Source organism: Streptomyces griseobrunneus (assembly GCF_046713465.1).
GTDB lineage: Bacteria > Actinomycetota > Actinomycetes > Streptomycetales > Streptomycetaceae > Streptomyces > Streptomyces microflavus.
This window is the reverse complement of sequence record NZ_CP177080.1, coordinates 7,526,179-7,545,458: the sequence shown is the minus strand read 5'-3', so window position 1 is coordinate 7,545,458 and position 19,280 is coordinate 7,526,179. Positions and strand designations below refer to the sequence as shown.

Genomic DNA, 19,280 nt, shown 5'->3' with positions numbered 1-19,280 from the left:
GAATGGCGGGTGGTTGAACGTAACCCCACCGCCCGATGTAACTGGATGACGATCTTCCGGTTACGCCTTGGGGCGAACCGATTCGTCTACGCTCACCTGCGGCTTCTCGAACCATCGGGAGAGCACGGACGTGGTTCCCCAGTACGCGAGCAGCACTCCGCGGGTACCGAGCGCCGCCACCTTCTCGCGCAGCGGACGCCGTTTGCTGCCACAGACGGGCCGCCGGAAATCCGCTGTGCGGCTCCCGGCCCCGGCCCTGCGGTGCCGGTGCCAGGACCCCTCCGGGTCGTCGTAGGCGTCCGCGTAACCGGGTCCGGCGATCGGCCAGTCCGACATCAGGCGTTCCGGCAGCGCGAACGACTTCACCAGGGCGGGGGCGTGCCGGGCCACGGTCGCGATGAGCCGCTCCACCGCGTCGGGCAGCAAGGACACCTGTTCGGCGGTCAGCCGTCCGGTGGCCAGCAGGTCACCGCTGTTGCGGGCGACCCACTGGAGGGCGAAAAGACGGTGCAGTTCGGTCAGCCGCTCACGGGCCGGCCCCTCGGACAGGGCGGCGGTGGACTGCGCGTACGCCTCGCTCGCCTGCCGGTAGCCGTACGCCTCCACCCCGCGCAGCGCAGGACCCGATGCGGCGTTCCACCGGCCGAGCGGGTCACCGGCCGGGGCGGCGCTGATCCGCTCCCGGGCGCGGTCGAACCAGATGTCCTCCACCGCCGCGAGCAGCCGGCCAAGGAACCGGGGATCGTCCAGCTCGCCGGGGTCCTCCTCCGGTTCCTCCTCCCGGAGCGTGGCGCTGAACAGCATCTCGGCGGCGGCCTTGGCGTGGACGGCGAGGTTGTCGCCCTCGGCGGTGATCGCACCCTCGATGCCGGTGAACAGCTCGGTCATGCCGTTGTTCTCCAGCAGTCCCTGCGCCCCGCACCGCTCCCGGCACTCGACGATGACCTCCCGGGCCCGCCAGGTGATCCACCCCTTGGCGACGGCGACCAGCCGCTCGGCCTCGTCCCGGTCGGGGGCGGGGGCGGACTCCCAGCGGTCCAGGGCCCTGCGGTGGAGGAGGCTCATCGCGAAGACGGTGGCCATCGCCCCGGCCAGCGGGCCGTGGTGGGTGCGATGGGCGTAGACCGGCACCCGCTGCGCGCCCCGCGATCCGGAGACCAGCCGGTGGCCGGCGTACCGCACGGCGATGGCGAGGGTGACCCGGGCGGAGCCGACCGCGCAGGCGCTCATGGAGAGCTTGCCGGGGGTGACGCGCCCGATGGAGAGGAGGAACCGCCTTCTGCGGTTGGCCAGTTCGCTGGTGAACCGTCCGTCCTCGCCGATCCGTCCCTGCTCCCCGGCGAGCAGGGCGTCGCGCGGGACGAAGTACCGGTCGAAGGAGGTGAGGCAGTGGTCGACCGGGGAGCCCATGCGGCCGGGCAGCCGCCGTACCCGTACGCCGGGCAGAGCGGTGAGGTCGTCGGTGAGCGGGGCGAGGAAGAGGAAGACCCCGTGGTCGGTTCCGTCGGCGAGGAGCCGGGCGGCCACCACACCGGTCTTGGGGCCCCCGGCGGGGCTGGTGTTGGGCATGAACTTCTGGGCCCCGGCGTGCGGGGTGTGCAGGACGAAGCCGTCGCGTTCACGGTCGTACGTCGCGGTCGTCTCGACGGCCGCCGCGTCGTTGCCGTGCGCCACCTCCGTACAGAGGAAGGTGCCGATGGACCGCAGCTCCAGGAAGTCCGAGAGGTCGCGCGGCGTACCGGGGTCGTGGTCGAGGAGGCTGCCGAGGAAGAGGTTGTAGTGGATGCCCGCGACGGTGGTCAGCGCCGGGTCGACGGGTCCGAGCCATTCGTGCAGGGCGGCCAGCGCGCGGGGGTCCGCGGCCAGCCTCGCGCCGCTGTCGAGCGTGTCGTTGAGGATGCGCAGGCGGTGGTAGGAGAGGGCGAGCCGCTCGTCTGGGGTGCCGCCACCGGAGCGCCGAAACGGTTCTGTTGTGAGCAGTCGCCGCCAGAATCCGTGCTCCTGGCGGAAGTTGTCGCCGTAGAGGACTCGGGTGAGCAGATCGCTGGTGGACGGCTGGGCCGGTTCATGCATGGATACGGTCACGACAGAGTAACGATCAAGGAACGGCGAGGACACCCCTCGCCGTCCCGAACGGCCCTGTTGGGTCAGGTGCGTTGGAAGGCGAGCGCCACGTTGTGCCCACCGAAGCCGAAGGAGTGGCTCACCGCCCGCTCGACCCGCTGGTGGCGGGGTTCCTTCACCACGCAGTCGAGCGGGAAGGCGTCGGGGAGGGAGTCCAGATTGGCGATCGGCGGGATGAGGGAGCGTTCCAGCGTCAGGACGGTGGCGACCGCCTCGATCGCGCCCGCCGCCGCGAGGGTGTGGCCGATGACGCCCTTGGGGGCGGTGACCGGCGGGCGGTGCGGGAAGAGCCGGGAGATGAGGGTGGTCTCCATGGCGTCGTTGAGGGGGGTGGAGGTGCCGTGGGCATTGATGTGGTCGACATCGCGCGGCGCCCAGCCCGCCTGGTCGAGGGCCGACTGCACCGCGCGCTGGGCGCCGCGACCGTCGGGGGCCGGGGCGGTGGGGTGGTGGGCGTCCGTGCTGGACCCGGCCCCGGTGAGCAGGGCCCGCGCCCGGCCGCCCCGAGCGCGGGCCGTCTCCTCGCGCTCCAGGACGAGCATGGCGGCACCCTCACCGATCACGAAGCCGTCCCGGTCGGCGGCGAACGGCCGGGACGCGCCCGCCGGATCGGCGGTACGGGTGGAGAGCGCGCCCATCCGGGCGAAGGCGGTCACCACCAGCGGGGTCAGCACCGACTCGGCGCCCCCGGCAACCACCACGTCACAACTGCCGCCGAGCAGCAGATCGCGGGCGACGGCGACGGCGGTGGCCCCGGAGGCGCAGGCGGTGGCGGGGGCGAGGCTCGGGCCGCCCGCCTTCAGGGCGATGGCGACCTCGCCCGCCGCCGCGTTGGGGATCATCATCGGGACGAGCAGCGGGGAGACGGCCTCGGGGCCCGAGGCCGCCAGCTTGGCGGCGTTGTCCACGAGGACGGAGACGCCCCCGACGCCGACGCCGAGCACCACGCCGACCCGGCCGCCGTCCCACACCGCCGGGTCGAGACCGGCGTCGGCGACAGCCTGCCGGGCCGCGACGACGGCCAGTTTCACGAACCGGGCCATCCGCCACACCGAGCGGCCGCCGACCGCCTCGTCCAGGTCGATGGAGTCGACCGGGCAGGCGAAGTCGACCGGGAGACCGGCCAGTTCCTCGCAGTGCCGGGCGGTGGAGTGCCCGGAGCACAGCCCCTCCCAGAAGCTGTGCTCGTCAGCCCCTGCGGGTGTCACCAGGCCGACCCCCGTCACCGCGATGGCGGTGCCTGCGCCGGCTCCGGTGCCCTGATCAGCGGACTGCGACATGCTGTGTTCCTTCCGTAGAATCCGTGGAAATGGTCTGCGGGGTCCCCGGCCAGCGAAGGGCCGCCGAACCCCAGGTCAATCCGCCCCCGAACGCGGTGAGCAGCACCCGGTCCCCGCGGCGCAGCACCCCGCGCCCCGCCGCGTCGGCCAGGGCGAGGGGGATGGAGGCGGCGCCGGTGTTGCCGACCCGCTCCAGATGGGTGACGCAGCGCTGCGGCCCGATGCCGACCCGGTCCGCGACGGCGCGCAGGATCCGGGCGTTGGCCTGGTGCGGCACGAAGTGGTCGACCTCGGCCGGGTCCCAGCCCACCCGCTCCAGCAGCGTCCGGCACGAGCCGGTCATCCGTTCGACGGCGTGCTGGTAGACGGTGCCGCCCTGCATGCGGAAGTACGCGTCCTGCGGTGCCGGTGGTTTCCCGTCCGCCCGGGCGCGGGCGCCGCCGCCGGGGACGGTGATCAGGTCGTAGCCGGTGCCGTCGCTGCCCAGGTCGAACGCGAGCAGCTCACCGGGGTCGCCGGTGCGCCCGGCCGCCACCAGGGCCGCGCCCGCCCCGTCGCCGAAGACGACACCGGCGGAGCGGTCGGCGGGGTCGAGCCAGGTCGAGTAGACGTCGGCGCCGACCAGCAGGATCCGCCCGTAGAGCCCCGAGGCGATCAGCCCGTGGCAGAGGGCGAGCCCGTAGACGAAGCCGCTGCACACGGCGGCGATGTCCAGCGCCGGTACGGTGCCGAGGCCGAGCCGGGCCGCGAGGGCCGGCGCGGTGCCGGGACAGAGGTGGTCGGGGGTCGCGGTGGCGAGGACCACCGCGTCCACCGCGTCCACCGGGGACGCCGGGGACGCCGGGGACGCCGGGGACGCCGGGGACGCCGGGGACGCCGGGGAGCCCGCGAGCAGCCGGGAGGCCGCCGCATAGGCGAGGTCCCCGGTGGCGACCCCGGGTCCGGCGCGGTGCCGGCTGCCGATGCCGGTGCGGCGGCGGACCCAGGCGTCGTCGACGTCCCAGTCGACGGGGAGCCGCTCGTTGCCGACCGGCTCCCCCGGCACCCAGCCCGCCACGCTCTCCAGCACCGCCGTGCGCCCGCGCCCGCCCGCTAAGGCACGCTCCTGCGCCTGCGGCCCCGTCCCGCTGCCTGCTGTCCGTCTGCTCTCCACCCGCTGCCCCGATCCCGTTGTCATACTGCGGCCGGTTGACGAACGGCGGGACGCCTGGCGAGGATGCGTTCGACTGGGCCGAACGGGTCATGACGGACTGCCAATTGTGGCATATGGGTTTAAGTCGGCGCTCGCAGGCCCCGGCCTGATTCGAACGCAGGCCCTAGGGCGTGGCCGGCGGACCCGGCCACGATCCGCCGGCCACGCCCTGGGCGAGCGCCTCCCGGAGTTCCGCCGCGTCCGGCGGGTTGGCGCCCGCCCGGGAGACGGTGACGGCGGCGGAGGCGACCGCGTGGCGCAGTACGCGGGTGACGGTGTCCCGGTCCACGGCGTGCAGCCGGTCCCGGGCCCCGGTGCCGAGGAGTCCCCGCTCTGCCAGGGCGTGGAGCGTGCCCGACATGAACGCGTCGCCCGCGCCCACGGTGTCCACGACGTCGACGGGCGCGGCCTCCACCGTGATCCGGCCGCCGGGCAGCACGGCCAGGGCCCCGTCGCCGCCCCGGGTCACGAGCACGACGGCGGGCCCGCGCTCAAGCCAGCGGGCGGCGACCTTCTCCGGCTCCTCCCCCGGATACAGCCACGCCAGGTCCTCGTCGCTCGCCTTGACCAGGTCGCTCAGCGCGACGCACTCCTCGACCCGGCGCACGGCCGCCGCGTGGTCGCCCATGAGAGCGGGCCGCACATTGGGGTCGTAGCTGACGGTCGCGGTGGCCCGGGCGGTGCGCACGATGTCCAGGGCCGTGGCCGCGCCCGGCTCCACCACCGCACCGATCGACCCGGTGTGGACATGGCCCGGCGCGGGTTCCACGGCGACCGGGGCGAGGGTCCAGGCGATGTCGAACGCGTACGAGGCCTGCCCGGCCCCGTCCAGGGTGACGGCGGCCGACGGGGTGGGGGCGGGCGCGCCGTCGGTGCGGACGGTGACTCCGGCGGAGGCCAGGTGGTCCCGGATGAGCCGCCCGTTCGCGTCGGGGCCGAGCTGGGTGAGGAGGGTGGGCCGGTGGCCGAGCCGGGCCAGGCCGTAGGCGACGTTGGCGGGGCTGCCGCCGGGATGGACGCGGTCCTCCTGGTCCGGCAGCCGGACGATGTCGGCGACACATTCGCCGACGACCAGCAGTTCGGTGTGGTCGAGCATGGGGGTGGATCTCCTCAACTGCTGTGACGTGGGTGTCCTGCATCCTCCGCACCCATTCAGCCCGATCCTGCCCCGTGGACGGAAGCCACCCGGGGCGTCGGGCAGCGGCCGGTCATCGATCAGACGTCGATACGGGCCGAACGGGCATCGACCGGCGCCTGCGCCGGCTCGGCCGCACTCTTCGGGTACGGCTTCGCGGGGGCGGCCCGGCGGACCCAGCCGAGGGCTCCGGCCAGCACGACGGCGGCGGCCAGCAGCCAGGGCAGCGGGCCCGGCGGCAGGGTCCCGGCGGCCAGTCCGGCACCGGCGGCCACCAGCTGCAGGGCGAGCGACTGGATGGAGAGAGCGGTGGCGCGGCCCGAGGCGTCGACCCGGCGGTGCAGCAGGTCGTTCGCATTGGGGCTCGCGATCCCGAGCCCCAGGTACACCAGTCCGTAGCCGGTGACGGCGGCCGCCGTGGCGAGCGGAGTCGTCGAGCCGGTGGTGGCGCCGAGCAGGGTGAGCCCCAGCGCCACCACCCCGCCGCCGGCCGGCACCGCGCGCTCACTGCTGCGGGTCAACCGGGCTGCCAAGGGCGCGAGTTGGCTGCCGAGGGCGGAGCACAGGAACCCTGCGCAGGCGAGCCCTGCGAAGAGCACGGCCCCCGATTCGGCCGTCCCCATGAGGGCCGCGGCCCGGCCCGGGGTGAGCAGTTCGACGGCCGCCAGCGCGGCCCCGGCGGCGCTCGCGGTCAGCAGGACACGCCGGATCAGACCGTCCCGGGCGCCGAGCCGGAGCCCGGCGGCGATGGCGGCGGGGACGCCGCCCACCACTCCGCGAAGGGTGGCCCGGGGCCGGGGCGGTTCGGGCAGGGCGCTCAGCACGTAGAGGACGAAGACGACTTCGACCAGCGCGCCGAGCAGGGCGGGCACGGAGAGCGGGATGACGAGCCCGCCGGTCGCGCCGTTCAGCCACTCCCCCACGCCCGGGCCGAGGCCCAGCAGCCAGGGCAGTCCGCCGCCGAGCAGGGTGCCGAGCGCGAGGGCGGCCGAGGTGGCGGCGCTGCCGCGCGCCAGGCCCGTACGGAGGTCGGCGTCGGGGCCCGCGTGGGCGTGGACGGTGTCGACGTACCAGGCCTCGGCGGGTCCGCTGGACAGGGCGCGGGCGCAGCCCATCAGGGCCATGCCGAGCGCGATGGCCCAGGCCGCCCCGGCGAGGCCGAAGAGGGTGAAGGCGGTGCAGTTGAGGAGCCCGGCGGCGGCCAGGACGGTACGGCGGCCGATGACGTCGGACAGGCCTCCGGTGGGCAGCTCCATCGCGGCGGCGGTGAGGGAGTGCACGGCGAAGAATCCGGCGATGGCGGCGAGGCCCATGCCCCGGTCGGTGAAGAGGAGCACCCCGGTCGCGATGGACATGCCGATGGGGAGCCAGAAGAGGAACGAGACCGCGACGAAGCGGCGGCGCGCGGTCAGCGGGTCCAGGCCCCGCCCGGCGGGAGCGGGCGCGTGCGGTATCGCCGCGTCCGCAGCGGGGTCCGGGGTCCCGGTTCTGCCGCTCACGGGGCGCTCCCCTCGGCGTCGGCGTCGGCGTCCGGGGCGGAGGCGGCGGACGGGCCGCCGGGGGCGGGCCGGGTGGAGGCAGCAGGCGAGGCGGCGGGGCCGGGCGGTTCCGGGGCCAGTGGGAGACCGGCCGTGAACACCACGACCTGCTCGGCTCGGGGGTCGCCCTCGTCGCGGGCGGCCAGTTCGGCCGCCTTCGCCTCGACCGCCTCCCACAGCTCGGTCAGCGACTCCGGGGTCAGCCGGGGCAGGGTGTCGCCCAGGCCCGCCGGTTCCTGCCAGGCGCTGTCGAGCCGCCCGCTCTCCAGGTCGGCCTCGTGCCGGGCCAGCGAGCGCTCCAGGTGTTCGAGCTGGCGGCGGCGCAGAGCGCTGAGCGCCGCCCGGCCGCCGGGGGCGCGGTGCATGGCCTCGTTGCTCCACGAGGTGACGGTGTGCACGGACTTCCAGCGGCGTTCGCGGCTGTCGCGGTGGTCGGCCTCGGCGACGAACGCGTGCTTGGCGAGCACCCGCAGGTGGTAGCTGGTGGAGGCCGACGACTCCCCCGTCCGCGCGGCCAGCTCGCTGGCGGTGGCCGGTCCGTGCTGCCGCAGCAGCCCGAGCAGCTCGATCCGCAGAGGGTGGGTGAGGGCCTTGAGCGCGGCTCCGTCGCGGTCGGGATCGAGTACGCGGCGGCTCGGTTCGCTGTCCATGGCAGCAGCGTAGGACGGCCCACCCGCTTTCCCAAAGTATTTTTGCAGAATATTTTTGGGAGAGTTGCGCCGGACCCCGTCAGGCGGCGGACCGGGCCCGCAGGACCGCGATGACCTCCCGGCACCAGTCCCGGTTGGCGCGTTCGAAGTCCAGCCCGCGGCGGCAGGTGAGATAGGGGCCGATCCGCTCGCCGTGGAGCAGGAAATCCTCCTCCGTCCGGTCTCCGCGCATCTTCTCCAGCAGCGCCTCGAACTGCTCGGCCTTGGCCTCGGAGAAGGTGGCCCGCTCGGCGAGCCGGGCGATCAGGTCGCCGGTGTCGAGGTGGTCGGCCGCCTGGACCTTGACGAGCAGGTCGTCCCGGATGAACGAGGGCTTGGCGGCGACCGCGGCGAACCGCTCCAGCTCGGCGAGACCGCCGTCGGTAACCCGGAACAGCCGCTTGTTGGGCCGGGCGTCCTGGACGACCTCGCGCCCGGCGACCAGACCTTCCTTCTCCAGCCTGGCGAGCTCCGCGTACAGCTGCTGGGGCAGTGCGTGCCAGAAGTTCGCGACGCCCATGTCGAACGCCTTGGCCAGCTGGTAGCCGCTCAGCTCCTCGTCGAGCAGCGCCGCCAGCACGGCATGGCGCAGGGCCATCGGACCGCCTCCCTCTCCTGTCCACCCGCCCCTGTCCAGGAGCACGCGGCCCATGATAGTCAGATACGTGACTAATCATATTCATGAGTAGTCACGTATCTGAGCACGAGCCTTCGAGGAGACGCCATGACCACCGCAGTGGACCGCTTCCGCACCGCCGTCGAGACCCGCGACCTCGCCGCCCTGGACGATCTGTTCACCGAGGACATCCGGCTCTACAGCCCGGTGAAGTTCACCCCGTTCGAGGGCCGGCCGATGGTGCTCGGGCTCTTCGGGGTCCTCCTTCGGACCTTCGAGGACTTCCGTTACGTCGGAGAGTTCGCCGGCACTGCGCAGACCAGCGCGGACGGAGCCGAGGCCCCGGCCGCGGTCCTGCTCTTCCGGGCGACCGTGAACGGCAAGGAGATCCACGGCATCGACCTGGTCCACCTAGCCGAGGACGGGCGGATCAAGGAGTTCACCGTGATGGTCCGGCCCCAGTCCGCCGTGCACGCGCTCGGCGAGGCGGTCCTCGCCGGGCTGGTCGCCGACGGACTGGTCCCCGCCCCGTAGCGGCGGCTACCGCACCGGGGCCGCCTCCAGCGCGTCCGCGACCAGGCCGAGGAACCGGGCGTGGTCGCGGGGACCGTACAGCGGCTCCGGGTTCCACGGCACGACCGGCACCGAACCGTCCTCGCCTCCGCGCAGCTCGTCGAGCGGGGCGGCGTGGGCGCGGATGTCGGTGAGGATCACGTCGGGGCGCAGCGCGAAGGTCTCCGTGCGGCCGAGCGTGGACCAGTTGGCCCCGGGGCGGCCGGGGGCCGGTTCCACGAGGTGGACGCCGAGCTCGGTGAGGACGCGCAGTTCGGGCCACATCCCGGGGCGGGCGACGTGGGCCTGGTCCGGTCCGGCCGGGGAGAGGGCGACCACGCGGGGCGCGCCGGCCGGGCCCGCGGCGAGGGTACGCAGCCGCTCCCGGGCGGCGTCGAGATCGGCGTCCGCGTCCGCATGGTGCTCGGCGCCGAGGGAGCGGGCCAGTTCGGCGAACCGGTCACCGATCTCCTCGAACGTACGGGCCTGGCTCACGTCGATGACGACGACCGGAACCCGCTCCTCCAGCGGCTTGGCGGTCTCCGGCGCCAGCCCGTAGACATGGCCGCCGCCGTAGCTCACGGCGACCACCAGATCCGGCCGGCCGCTCAGCAGCCGCTCCACGTCCAGCGCGCTGCCGGCCCCGACGTACGCGACCTCCTCCAGCGGAAGCGTCCCGGTCTTGGCGCGGTCGGGGTCGGGGCCGTCGTGGTCCGAGCCGAAGATCCCCTGCGGCCGGATTCCGAGGCCCCAGAGAGTCGCCCCGGCCTGGACATAGGCGAGCACCCGCTCGGGACGGCGGGGGGCCGTGGACAGCTGACCACGGTCGTCGGAGAAACGCCATTCGCTCTGTTCCGTCACGCCACACACGCCCCTCTGCCACCGACTGCCGTACCGCTTGTGCGAGTTCGTACAGGTGTACCTGCCCACCTCTTCCCCGCCACACCCCCCGGCCCGGTCCCGACCTTCGTACCACCCGGTATCCGGCGCGACGGGCGGCCGTGTTCACCGAGTGTTAGAAAGGAGGCACGCTCGGCGATCCGGGCAGCCCCCTCCGCCCGCCCTCTCCGGATGGAGTCGACTCCCCATGCGCGCACCCCTTTTGAAAGCGGCGCTGGCCGTCGGCCTCGCCGTTTCTCTCTGCTCCGCCCCGTTCTTCGTCGGGAGATCGGCGAGCGCCCCGGCTGCGGAGGCGTTGCGCTGCCCCGTCGTCGATGTGCTGGCGGTCTACACACCCAAGGCGGCGGAGCGCATCGGCGGCGAGCGCCGGGTTCCGGCGTCGGCCCAGCGGATCGCGACCCGGATGAACCGCTCACTGGCGGCGGACGGGCTCTGCGGCATCATCAGGGTCGTCCACCCCTACACGGCCCGGAGCTACGACGGTTCGGAGGAGTTCCGCGCCGCGTACGCCGCGCTGAAGGACCACACCTCGGGGCTCGGGCGGCAGGTGCACGAGCAGCGCGAACGGTACGGCGCCGATCTGGTGACGCTCGTCGTGGAGCGGTCCGAGCGGGGCGGCGGCACCGCGGACTACACCTCCGCCCTCGACAGCTCCACGCACGAGTACGCGTACGCGGTCGTCGAGGTCGACGGCATCGAGCTGGACTCGGCGAGCCACGAGATCGGGCACAACCTGGGCCTGGCCCACGACCGTACGACGCTGGCGTCGAACGCGGACGGTTCGATGAACGTGAGCCGCACCCGCCCGTACAACACCGGCTGGATCACCCAGGACGGGCGGCACTACACCCTCATGGCGTACCGCGCCTCGTGCGGCGCCCACTGCAAGCGCATCAGCCGGTTCTCCAGTGCGGAGGGGAGCTGGAAGGGGCACCGGCTCGGGGACGGGTCGAACGACAGTGTGCGGGTGCTGCGCGAGACGATGCCGATCGTCGCCGGTTACCGTTCGAAGGCCTGACCGGCCGGGCCCCGTCGTCCGCGGCCGGGCCGTACCGTCACGCCGCCACGACAAGGACCCCGCCATGGACCGCATGCGCGCCGCGCGCTTGCACCTGCCCACGCGCACCCTCTCCGTCCAGGAGGTGGCGAAGCCCGTGCCCGGACCGGGCGAGGTACTGGTGAAGGTGGGTGCCGCCGGGGTCTGTCTCTCCGATGTGCATCTCGTGGACGGCACGCTCACGCCGCTGTACCTGGAGGGCGACTCCGTCACGCTGGGCCACGAGGTCGCCGGGACCGTCGACACGCTCGGGCCCGGAGTCGACGGCTGGACGGCCGGTCAGCGCGTGCTGCTCCAGGCGGGCGAGCGGCGCGGCGGCCGGACACATACGCGGGGGGTCGATTACGACGGTGGCTGGGCCGAGTACGCCCTCGCCACGGCCACCACCCTTGTCGCCCTGCCCGACTCGCTCCCCCTCGACCAGGCCGCGATCATCCCCGACGCGGTCTCCACCCCGTGGGCGGCGGTGACCGGCACCGGTGACGTACGCCCGGCGCAGGCCGTTGGGGTGTGGGGCGCGGGCGGGCTCGGGGCGCACGCCGTACAGCTGCTGCGGGCCGTGGGCGCGTACCCGGTGATCGCGGTGGACCCGGCCGCCGCGGCCCGCGACCGGGCCCTGCGATTCGGGGCCGATCTGGCGCTGGACTCCGGCGACCCGCTGCTGCGCGAGCGGGTGCTCGGGGCGACGGGCGGCGCGGGCCTGGAGGCGGCCTTCGACTTCGCGGGGGTGCCCGCTGTCCGTGAGCAGGCGCTGAGCGTGCTGGCACCGAAGGGGCGCCTGGTGCTGGTGGGGCTGAGCGATCAGCCGCTGACGGTCGCCCACTCCACCCGGTTCAGCTACCTCCAGCACCGGATCCTGGGGCATTACGGCTCCGAGGAGCACCATGTGGCGCAGCTCGTCCGGCTCGCCGAGGGCGGGCGGCTGGACTTCACCCGGTCGATCACCGGCGTACTGCCCCTGGAAGAAGTGGCGACGGCGGTGCGGCGGACGGAGACCAAGGAGGGCGATCCGGTCCGCCTCATCCTGCGGCCGTAGCGGGCTCCTTCTCCGGCTTCCGCTCCGGCACCGGGCGGTCCAGCTCCACGTTGAACTGGGCGCCGGCGAGCAGGGAGAGGTTGGCGAACCAGACCCAGATCAGGAAGACCACCAGGCCGGCGAGGGAGCCGTAGAGCCTGCTGTAGCTGCCGACCTGGGTCGCGTAGAGGGCGAAGAGCGCCGATGCGGTGAGCCAGAGGAACGCGGCCAGCACCCCGCCGGGCAGGCCCCGGCGGATGCCGCGCGCGGAGCGGGGGCCGGTGCTGAAGAGGACCATGATCAGGCAGGCGACGAGGCAGAGCAGCACCGGCCACTTCAGGCCCGCCCACAGGGTCTCGCCCTCGTGGGGCAGGCCGACGCGGCGGCCGAGCCAGTGGGCCAGGGGGCCGGTCAGGACGAGGGCGAAGGCGCTGGTCATCAGGAGGACGAGCAGGCCGATCGCCGAGACGACGATGATGTGCGCCTGCCGCAGGGGCGGGCGGTTGTCCCGGACGCCGTGCATGGCGTGCATCGCGCGGCGGAAGACCGCGAGGTAGCTGCACGCGGACCAGACGGCGCTCACGGACCCGGTCGCGACGAGCAGCCAGACGGCGGAGCGCTGCTCGGTCGCCGCCTCCAGCGGGCGGCGGAGCGCCTCACCGGACTCGGCGGGGGCGAAGGCGGTGATGTCGGCGATGAGAGCGGTGGTCGCGTCGGGGTTGGCGAGGCCGATCACGGAGACGGTCACGAGGAGGGCCGGGAGCAGCGCGAGGATGGCGTAGTACGTGAGGGCCGCGGCCCAGTCGGTGATGTCGTCGTTCCACAGCGAGACCGGGGTGCGGCGCAGGGCGGTGAGCCAGTGGCGCGGCGTGCGGGGGTGTCCGGCGGCGGGGGCGGTGCGTTCCGCGGCTGCGGCGGTCTGGGTGGGCAAGCTGGTTCTCCGGGGACGTGGTCGGACGCGGCGGGCGGGGTGCTCGTCCGTCGGACGCCCCGGCTTCCCTCGATCCTCTCCTGCCACGTCGGCGCCCGGACACACCTGTCCGGGCCTCCCTGGTCTCGCGGCCCTCGGAGCGGCACGGATGTGCGGCCCGGCTATAGGCCCGGCCCGTCCTGGGTGTGCGGCCCGGCGCCTCCCGGGTGTGCGGCCCGCGCGTCTCGGGTGTGCGGCCCGGTGGTCAGTCGTTGACGGCCGTGAGCAGGACCACCGCGTCCTGGAGTGCCAGCAGCCCGTGCCGCTCCTGCGGGATCGGGTGGAGCGTTCCGGCCGGAAGGTCCGCGTCGCCGGAGTCGGCGGTGAGGCGGACCGTGCCGCGGAGCACCAGGAGGGAGGCGGCGGGCGGCGCGTTGTGCTCGTCGAGCGCCGAGCCGGAGGTGAGTGCGATCACCGTCTGGCGCAGGGGCGGTTCCTGGATCAGGAGGTGCGCGCTCCGGCCGTGCGCGGAGGTCTTGGCGGCGGCCAGGTGCTCCTCGGCGAGTGCGTTGAGGTCATCCATGGTGCCCACTCTGCCGCAGCGCCTGCCGCCCCGCGATCCTGCCGGACACGGGGCGGCAGGGCGGATCGCAGGGCTTGGAGCGGGGCCACCAGATAACCGCAGGATTTCCCCGATGTTTCGCAATTGGTCGACAGCTGGACGCACAAGTCGTCGATCTGAGTGTGACAGGTCAGCGGGGAGCCTTAGCGGTCGAGCCGCGTACCACCAGCTCCGGCTCGAACAGCAGCTCCCCCGGCGGCACCGCTCCGCCCTGGATGCCCGCGCAGAGCAGCTCGACGGCGGCCCGGCCCATGGCCTCGATCGGCTGCCGGATCGTGGTGAGCGGGGGCTCGGTGCAGCTCATGAAGGCCGAGTCGTCGAAGCCCACGACCGAGACGTCCGACGGCACCCCGAGGCCGCGCCTGCGGGCCGCCCGGACGGCGCCGAGCGCGAGCGGGTCACTGGCGCAGATGATGCCGGTGACGCCCCGCTCCAACAGGCGGGAGGCGGCCGCCTGGCCGCCCTCCAGGGAGAACATCGAGCGCTCGATGTTCTCCTCCGCCAACTGCCCCCCGGTGGCCTCGGCGACCGACCGGGCCGCCGCCAGCTTGCGGCGGGAGGGGACGTGGTCGGAGGGGCCGATCACCACGCCGATGCGCTCGTGGCCGAGTGAGGCCAGGTGGCGCCAGGCGCGCTCGATGGCCACCGCGTCGTCGCAGGAGACGCAGGGGAAGTCGAGCCCTTCTATCGGCGCGTTGATCAGCACCACAGGGATGCGCCGCTCGGCGAGCCGGTGGTAGTGCTCGTGGGCCTCGTCGGCCTGTGCGAAGAGCCCGCCGGCGAAGACCACCCCGGAGACCTGCTGCTGGAGCAGGAGGTCCACGTAGTCCGCCTCCGAGACGCCGCCCTTGGTCTGGGTGCAGAGCACCGGGGTGAGCCCCTGCTGGGCGAGTGCGCCGCCGATCACCTCGGCGAAGGCCGGGAAGATCGGGTTCTGCAGCTCGGGCAGGACGAGGCCGACCAGCCGGGCCCGCTCACCCCGCAGTTGGGTGGGCCGCTCGTAGCCGAGGACGTCCAGGGCGGTCAGCACGGACTGCCGGGTGGTGCGGGACACCCCGGGCTTGCCGTTGAGCACCCGGCTCACCGTGGCCTCGCTGACCCCAACCTTCTTGGCAACCTGAGCAAGTCGTCGCGTCATGACCGCAAGGCTAACGTAAGCAATGCAAGTCTCCGACTTCCCGATGCAAGGAATGTACGCGGAAAGGGGCGCCTCCCGGCCAACGGGAAGCGCCCCTCACCCACGATCCGCCATCCCCTCGCTACGGGTTGATGTTGATCTTGAAGTTGGGGCTGGTGTTCTTGATGTCCTGGGCGTTGTTGCTGAGCCTCAGACCGTTGAAGGTGACCTCACCGACCGCGGGCCCCTGCCCCGCCTCCGGCATCTCGTTGGCCCAGAGCCCGAAGCCGGACTTGGCGTCGAAGGCGTCACCGCTCTTGCGCGCACCCGAGATCGAGATGTCGGTGAGCACGGTGTCCTTGATCGGGAACTGCGGCTGCCCGCCGACGTAGTTCGTCTGGAACATGATGCCGCTGTACGTCGGATCGACGATGTCGACATCCGAGATCCGGATGCCCTGGAACACCTTGGAGGCCGAGAAGAGCCAGATTCCGGGGAAGGTCTGCGATCCCCAGAAGTGCCCGCCCGACCGGACGATCGAGACGTTCTCGATCTTCGTCGGCTGGGTCCCGAAGCCGTTCATCGGGTAGCCGAAGTCCAGCGAGCTGACCGTGATCCCGGAGTAGACCAGGGTGTCGGCGATGTGGATGTTGCGGAAGGTGTTGTCGTAGCCGCCGTAGACGGCCACGCCCGCCGCGCGCCAGGTGAGGATCGAGGTCAGGTTCTCGTAGATGTTGTTCTTCATGTCCGCTCCCCCGGCGTCGATCGCCGAGAAGAGCGCGAAGCTGTCGTCACCGGTGGCGCGGGCCTCGTTGTTGGTCACGAGGTTGTCGGTGGATCCGTTGGTCATGTTGATGCCGTCGGCGAACATGTTGCGGATCCGGGAGTTCTTGATGGTGATGTTGTCGGTGTTGGCGCCCCAGTAGAGGCAGACCATGTGCTCGTTCCAGATGTTGTCGATCACGATGTCCGACACGTTGGAGAAGTCGAACACCTTGCCCGGCCCGTCGATGCGGGAGGTGTAGTTGCCGAAGTAGGCGAAGTTCGCGAACGACGACCCCTTGGCACTGGCCTCGGCCCGGAAGCCGATGTCGGTGTTGTCCTGCGTGGTGGGGGCGTTGAACCGGGTGTACCAGGGCCCGGCGCCGACCACCTTGACGGCCTTGCCGTACACCTGGAACTTGCTGGCGGTGGTGTACTCCCCCGCCGGGAGGTAGACGCCGACCAGCGTGCCGGTGGTGTCCATGCGGACCTTGTCCAGGGCGTTCTGGACGTCCTGGTGGGTGAACCCCGCCGGCACCGTGTACGTCGCCGGGTTCGGGTTGGCGACCGGGGCGACCTGCTCCAGGCTGACGAAGTCGATCGCGTACGTGGAGGAGTTGGCGGCGTCCTTCTGCAGCCGGATCTTGGCCCCGGCCGGGACGTTCCTCCCCAGCATGACGTTGGCCTCGTCATAGATGTGGCGGGGCGCTCCGGAGCCCGGGGAGTTGCCGGGTGCGGCCTCGTTCCCGTAAAGCCAGGCGTACTTGGAGGTGAGGTCGATCGCCTTGAGGAAGGTGCCGTCGACGTAGACGTTCAGCGTGGAGTTGATCCCGCCGCCGCCCGCGGAGTCCGGGATGGAGAACCGGGTGACCAGGGTGTTGGTGGCCTTCTTGGTGGTGAACTCCACGTAGTTGCCGTTGTTGTTGAGGGTGACGGCCTTGCGTCCCGAGGCCTCGCCCGCGATGTCGCCGACGGTGCGGTTCGGGCCGACGACCTGGGCGCCGCCGCCAGTGGTGCCGTCCTCCGCCTCGTAGGTGTCGTACGGCATGTTGGCGCCGCGTCCGACGAAGAGGGACTCGGTGGAGGTGTTGTTCTCGCGCTTGACCGGCAGCTCGTTGGCGTCGGCCGCGAGGACCGTGCGCAGGGTGTACGAGCCGTTGGCGGCGGTCCAGGTGCCGAGGGAGACCGGCGCGGTGGTGGCGCCCGCCGCGATGGCCCCGTTGTGCGCGCCGGTGAAGGTCTTCACCGTGGCGCCCTGCGAGTTGAGCAGGGTCACGGTGATGCCGTGGCTGCCGCCCGCGGAGGCGACGGTGCCCTGGTTCTTGATGGCGACGGAGAGGGTGACCGTGTCGCCCGCGGCAGGGGCCGAGGGCGAGGTGGTGATCGCCGTCGCGACCAGGTCGGAGCTGGCGACCGGCTGCACGACCAGCGGGGAGGAGCCGGTGTAGGTGTTGTTGGTCTCGTTCTGCTCGATGACCTCGTTCTCCGGGTCGGCGACCGCGCTCAGGGTGTAACTGCCCGCGTCCCGGACGCCGATGGCCGCGCTGACCTGGGTTGAGGCACCGACGGCCAGGGCGCCGGCGTTCCCGGTGGCGACCTTGGAGCCGCCGAGCCGGAACTCGACCTTGCTCGCCGGGGCGGCGAGCGCGCCGGCGTTGCGGACGGTGGCGGTCAGGGTGATGGTGTCGGACTCCACCGGGGCGGCGGGCGCCGCGGTGATGCCGGTGACCTGGAGGTCGGGGTTGGCCGCCGGGGCGCCCAGCACCTGGAACTCCGCGACCTGGCCGGCTCCCGAGCCGCTGTTGGCGGTGAACTTCAGCTGGACGTCGGCGACGCGGGCGGCGACCGGGATGGTCACCGTGTTGCCGCTCGCCGGGCTGAAGGCGTAATCCTTGGCGGCGGCCAGGGAGTTGAAGGACGAGGAGCTCTGCTCCCGGCCCAGGACCTCGATCCGCTGGGTGCGCGGCCCCCAGCTGCTGTCCGGGTTGAGCTTGACGACGACGCTCTGGGTCTCGGCGTTGGAGCCGAGCTGGACGGTGAGCGTGTTGGGGTAACTGCCGCCCGCGCCCTCCCAGTAGGTGGTGGTGCTGTTGTCGTTGGCGTTGGCCGCGACGAAGGTGTGCACCACCGAGGAGGCCGTGATCGGCTTGTTGACCGCGAGGTTGGAGGCGGTCCCCGTGGAACCGTTGCGGGTCACGGTGTTGCTGTTGCCGGAGGCGTTGCCCGCCGCGTCCTTGGCCCGGACGAAGTAGCTGACCGTGGTGCTGGCCGACTGGGTGTCGGTGTACGTCAGGACGTTGCCCGCGACGGTTCCGCGCAGCACGTTGTTGGCGTAGACGTCGTAGCCGGTGACGCCCGTGTTGTCCGTGGATGCCTGCCAGGTCAGCCGGATCTGGCCGGTGGACGGCTCGGTGAAGGCCAGGGCGCCGGGCGCGGTGGGCGCCTGGGTGTCGCCCGTGTCACCGGCTCGGGTGACCGTGTTGCTGTTGGCGGAGACGTTGCCCACCGCGTCCTTGGCGCGCACGTGGTACACGACGGTCTGCCCGGCCGGGCGGGTGTCGGTGTACGTGGTGACGCCGCCCGCGACGGAGGCCAGCAGGGTGTTGTCGGCGTAGACGTCGTAGCCGGTGACGCCCGTGTTGTCCGTGGACGCCTTCCAGGTCAGCCGGATCTGGCCGGTGGCGGGCTCGGTGAACGCCAGGTCGGCCGGTGCGCTCGGGGCCTGGGTGTCGCCGGTCGCGGGACCGTAGACCTCCAGCTCGGCCAACTGGGCCGATGGGCTGCCGGAGTTGGCGGTGACCAGGACGCGGACGTACCGGGTGGTCGTGGCGTCGAAGGAGATCGTCGCCGACTGCCCGACCGCCGCGTCGAAGCGGTAGTCCCTGGAGGCGGTGAGGTCGGTGAACTCCGTGCCGTTGGTGCCGCCTTGGAGCTTCAGTGTCTGGCTGCGCGCGGCCCAGCCGTCGGGCAGCCGCAGGACGACCCGGTCCACGCCGACCGACGATCCGAGGTCGGCCTCGATCCACTGCGGGAGTTCGTTCTCCCGGCTCGCCCAGTGGCTGGCCCGGTTGCCGTCGTTGGCGTTGGACGCGACGAAGGCGCCGTTGCTGCTACTGGCCTTGAGGGTCTTCCCGGCGGCGAGGTTGCCGGAGGAGGCGGCTGCCGCCCGGACCTCCAGCTCGGAGAGCTGGGCGGCCTGCCAGCCGGTGTTGGCGGTGATGTTCACCCGGACGAAGCGGGTCAGTGTGGCCGGGAAGGTCACCTTCACCGCGTTGGCGGCTCCCGGGGTGAAGGAGTACGCCGCCGAACTCTTCAGGGTCGCGAAGCTGGTGCCGTCCGCGCTGCCCTGGAGGGACAGCGTCTGCGTGCGGCTCTCCCAGGACGCCGGGAGCTTCAGGGTCACCTCGTCGACCCGGGCGGCTGTGCCGAGGTCGGTCTGCACCCACTGGGGCAGGCCGCCCCCGGCGCTCTCCCAGTAGGTCGACGCGTTGCCGTCGGTGGTGTTGGCGGCGGGGTACTCGGCATGCGCACTACTGGCGGCCGCGGCCCGGCCCGCGGCGAGGTTGGGGCCGTCGGCCGCCGAGGCGGTGAGCGACGGCACGCCGATCATCAGAAGACTGGTCGCGACCAAGGCGGATATCGCCCGCCATCTCCAGCGTTGGGCTCTCATAGCTCCCCGATCTTCGGCCTCGGCGCAGGACGCGTCGAGGGCGCGGCTCTGGATCCGTAGTCAGGAAACACGCGATTCTGCACGCACTACGGCTTCGTTTT

General features: G+C 72.7%; 15 protein-coding genes. 3 read left to right on the top strand and 12 right to left on the bottom strand.

What is annotated here, in order from left to right; all coding sequences use genetic code 11:
- Positions 1 to 60: 60 nt before the first annotated feature.
- The 7 genes from ACK8N7_RS34390 to ACK8N7_RS34360 all read right to left on the bottom strand — a co-directional run bounded on the left by ACK8N7_RS34390 (position 61) and on the right by ACK8N7_RS34360 (position 8,556).
- Entirely contained in the window at positions 61 to 2,073 is a 2,013-nt protein-coding gene (locus ACK8N7_RS34390; protein ID WP_500445912.1) for an acyl-CoA dehydrogenase family protein, read from the bottom strand.
- A gap of 74 nt (positions 2,074 to 2,147) precedes the next feature.
- Positions 2,148 to 3,404 carry a beta-ketoacyl-[acyl-carrier-protein] synthase family protein gene (locus tag ACK8N7_RS34385; RefSeq protein WP_500444972.1) on the bottom strand — a complete coding sequence of 419 codons (1,257 nt, stop codon included), beginning with the start codon at positions 3,402 to 3,404 and terminating at the stop codon, positions 2,148 to 2,150.
- Positions 3,388 to 4,473, bottom strand: a complete 1,086-nt coding sequence (locus ACK8N7_RS34380; RefSeq protein ID WP_500444971.1) for a beta-ketoacyl-ACP synthase 3 — start codon at positions 4,471 to 4,473, stop codon at positions 3,388 to 3,390. The genes ACK8N7_RS34385 and ACK8N7_RS34380 overlap by 17 nt, the downstream gene beginning before the upstream one ends.
- A gap of 247 nt (positions 4,474 to 4,720) precedes the next feature.
- Positions 4,721 to 5,692: a carbohydrate kinase family protein gene (locus tag ACK8N7_RS34375; RefSeq protein ID WP_403214169.1), complete on the bottom strand. Its 972-nt coding sequence runs from the start codon at positions 5,690 to 5,692 to the stop codon at positions 4,721 to 4,723.
- Positions 5,693 to 5,811: 119 nt separating this feature from the next.
- Positions 5,812 to 7,230: an MFS transporter gene (locus ACK8N7_RS34370; protein ID WP_500444969.1), complete on the bottom strand. Its 1,419-nt coding sequence runs from the start codon at positions 7,228 to 7,230 to the stop codon at positions 5,812 to 5,814.
- Positions 7,227 to 7,919 carry a helix-turn-helix domain-containing protein gene (locus ACK8N7_RS34365; protein ID WP_500444967.1) on the bottom strand — a complete coding sequence of 231 codons (693 nt, stop codon included), beginning with the start codon at positions 7,917 to 7,919 and terminating at the stop codon, positions 7,227 to 7,229. Before ACK8N7_RS34365 ends, ACK8N7_RS34370 begins: the two co-directional genes overlap by 4 nt.
- A gap of 79 nt (positions 7,920 to 7,998) precedes the next feature.
- Positions 7,999 to 8,556, bottom strand: coding sequence for a PadR family transcriptional regulator (locus ACK8N7_RS34360; RefSeq protein ID WP_403214163.1), 558 nt, complete (start codon positions 8,554 to 8,556; stop codon positions 7,999 to 8,001).
- A gap of 126 nt (positions 8,557 to 8,682) precedes the next feature.
- On the opposite strand from ACK8N7_RS34360, the gene ACK8N7_RS34355 reads away from it, so the two are divergent.
- Positions 8,683 to 9,108, top strand: a complete 426-nt coding sequence (locus ACK8N7_RS34355; protein WP_403214161.1) for a nuclear transport factor 2 family protein — start codon at positions 8,683 to 8,685, stop codon at positions 9,106 to 9,108.
- Positions 9,109 to 9,114: 6 nt separating this feature from the next.
- On the opposite strand, the gene ACK8N7_RS34350 is transcribed toward ACK8N7_RS34355, so the two are convergent.
- Positions 9,115 to 9,987: an ABC transporter substrate-binding protein gene (locus tag ACK8N7_RS34350; protein ID WP_500444965.1), complete on the bottom strand. Its 873-nt coding sequence runs from the start codon at positions 9,985 to 9,987 to the stop codon at positions 9,115 to 9,117.
- 226 nt (positions 9,988 to 10,213) lie between these two features.
- On the opposite strand from ACK8N7_RS34350, the gene ACK8N7_RS34345 reads away from it, so the two are divergent.
- Together ACK8N7_RS34345 and ACK8N7_RS34340 are read left to right on the top strand one after the other, a co-directional pair.
- Positions 10,214 to 11,044 (top strand): M12 family metallo-peptidase, encoded by an 831-nt coding sequence (locus tag ACK8N7_RS34345; protein WP_500444963.1) that lies wholly within the window; start codon positions 10,214 to 10,216, stop codon positions 11,042 to 11,044.
- A 64-nt stretch (positions 11,045 to 11,108) separates the two neighbouring features.
- Positions 11,109 to 12,119 (top strand): zinc-binding dehydrogenase, encoded by a 1,011-nt coding sequence (locus ACK8N7_RS34340; RefSeq protein WP_403214155.1) that lies wholly within the window; start codon positions 11,109 to 11,111, stop codon positions 12,117 to 12,119.
- Here the strand turns inward: ACK8N7_RS34340 and ACK8N7_RS34335 are convergent.
- The 4 genes from ACK8N7_RS34335 to ACK8N7_RS34320 form a co-directional block, all read right to left on the bottom strand.
- Positions 12,103 to 13,029 (bottom strand): YihY/virulence factor BrkB family protein, encoded by a 927-nt coding sequence (locus ACK8N7_RS34335; RefSeq protein ID WP_403214154.1) that lies wholly within the window; start codon positions 13,027 to 13,029, stop codon positions 12,103 to 12,105. The two genes, ACK8N7_RS34340 and ACK8N7_RS34335, sit on opposite strands and share 17 nt — an antisense overlap.
- A gap of 244 nt (positions 13,030 to 13,273) precedes the next feature.
- Complete coding sequence (locus ACK8N7_RS34330) at positions 13,274 to 13,591, bottom strand: cupin domain-containing protein (RefSeq protein ID WP_403214152.1); 318 nt, start codon at positions 13,589 to 13,591, stop codon at positions 13,274 to 13,276.
- A gap of 169 nt (positions 13,592 to 13,760) precedes the next feature.
- Positions 13,761 to 14,768: a LacI family DNA-binding transcriptional regulator gene (locus ACK8N7_RS34325; RefSeq protein WP_015606887.1), complete on the bottom strand. Its 1,008-nt coding sequence runs from the start codon at positions 14,766 to 14,768 to the stop codon at positions 13,761 to 13,763.
- Between the two features lie 121 nt (positions 14,769 to 14,889).
- Positions 14,890 to 19,179 (bottom strand): discoidin domain-containing protein, encoded by a 4,290-nt coding sequence (locus ACK8N7_RS34320; protein ID WP_500444961.1) that lies wholly within the window; start codon positions 19,177 to 19,179, stop codon positions 14,890 to 14,892.
- Between the last annotated feature and the right edge of the window lie 101 nt (positions 19,180 to 19,280).

Coding starts and splice junctions, on each gene's coding strand:
- ACK8N7_RS34390 (WP_500445912.1), bottom strand. CDS start 2,073: ATGCATGAACCGGCCCAGCCGTCCACCAGCGATCTGCTCACCCGAGTC.
- ACK8N7_RS34385 (WP_500444972.1), bottom strand. CDS start 3,404: ATGTCGCAGTCCGCTGATCAGGGCACCGGAGCCGGCGCAGGCACCGCC.
- ACK8N7_RS34375 (WP_403214169.1), bottom strand. CDS start 5,692: ATGCTCGACCACACCGAACTGCTGGTCGTCGGCGAATGTGTCGCCGAC.
- ACK8N7_RS34365 (WP_500444967.1), bottom strand. CDS start 7,919: ATGGACAGCGAACCGAGCCGCCGCGTACTCGATCCCGACCGCGACGGA.
- ACK8N7_RS34360 (WP_403214163.1), bottom strand. CDS start 8,556: ATGGCCCTGCGCCATGCCGTGCTGGCGGCGCTGCTCGACGAGGAGCTG.
- ACK8N7_RS34355 (WP_403214161.1), top strand. CDS start 8,683: ATGACCACCGCAGTGGACCGCTTCCGCACCGCCGTCGAGACCCGCGAC.
- ACK8N7_RS34345 (WP_500444963.1), top strand. CDS start 10,214: ATGCGCGCACCCCTTTTGAAAGCGGCGCTGGCCGTCGGCCTCGCCGTT.
- ACK8N7_RS34340 (WP_403214155.1), top strand. CDS start 11,109: ATGGACCGCATGCGCGCCGCGCGCTTGCACCTGCCCACGCGCACCCTC.
- ACK8N7_RS34330 (WP_403214152.1), bottom strand. CDS start 13,591: ATGGATGACCTCAACGCACTCGCCGAGGAGCACCTGGCCGCCGCCAAG.
- ACK8N7_RS34325 (WP_015606887.1), bottom strand. CDS start 14,768: ATGACGCGACGACTTGCTCAGGTTGCCAAGAAGGTTGGGGTCAGCGAG.
- ACK8N7_RS34320 (WP_500444961.1), bottom strand. CDS start 19,179: ATGAGAGCCCAACGCTGGAGATGGCGGGCGATATCCGCCTTGGTCGCG.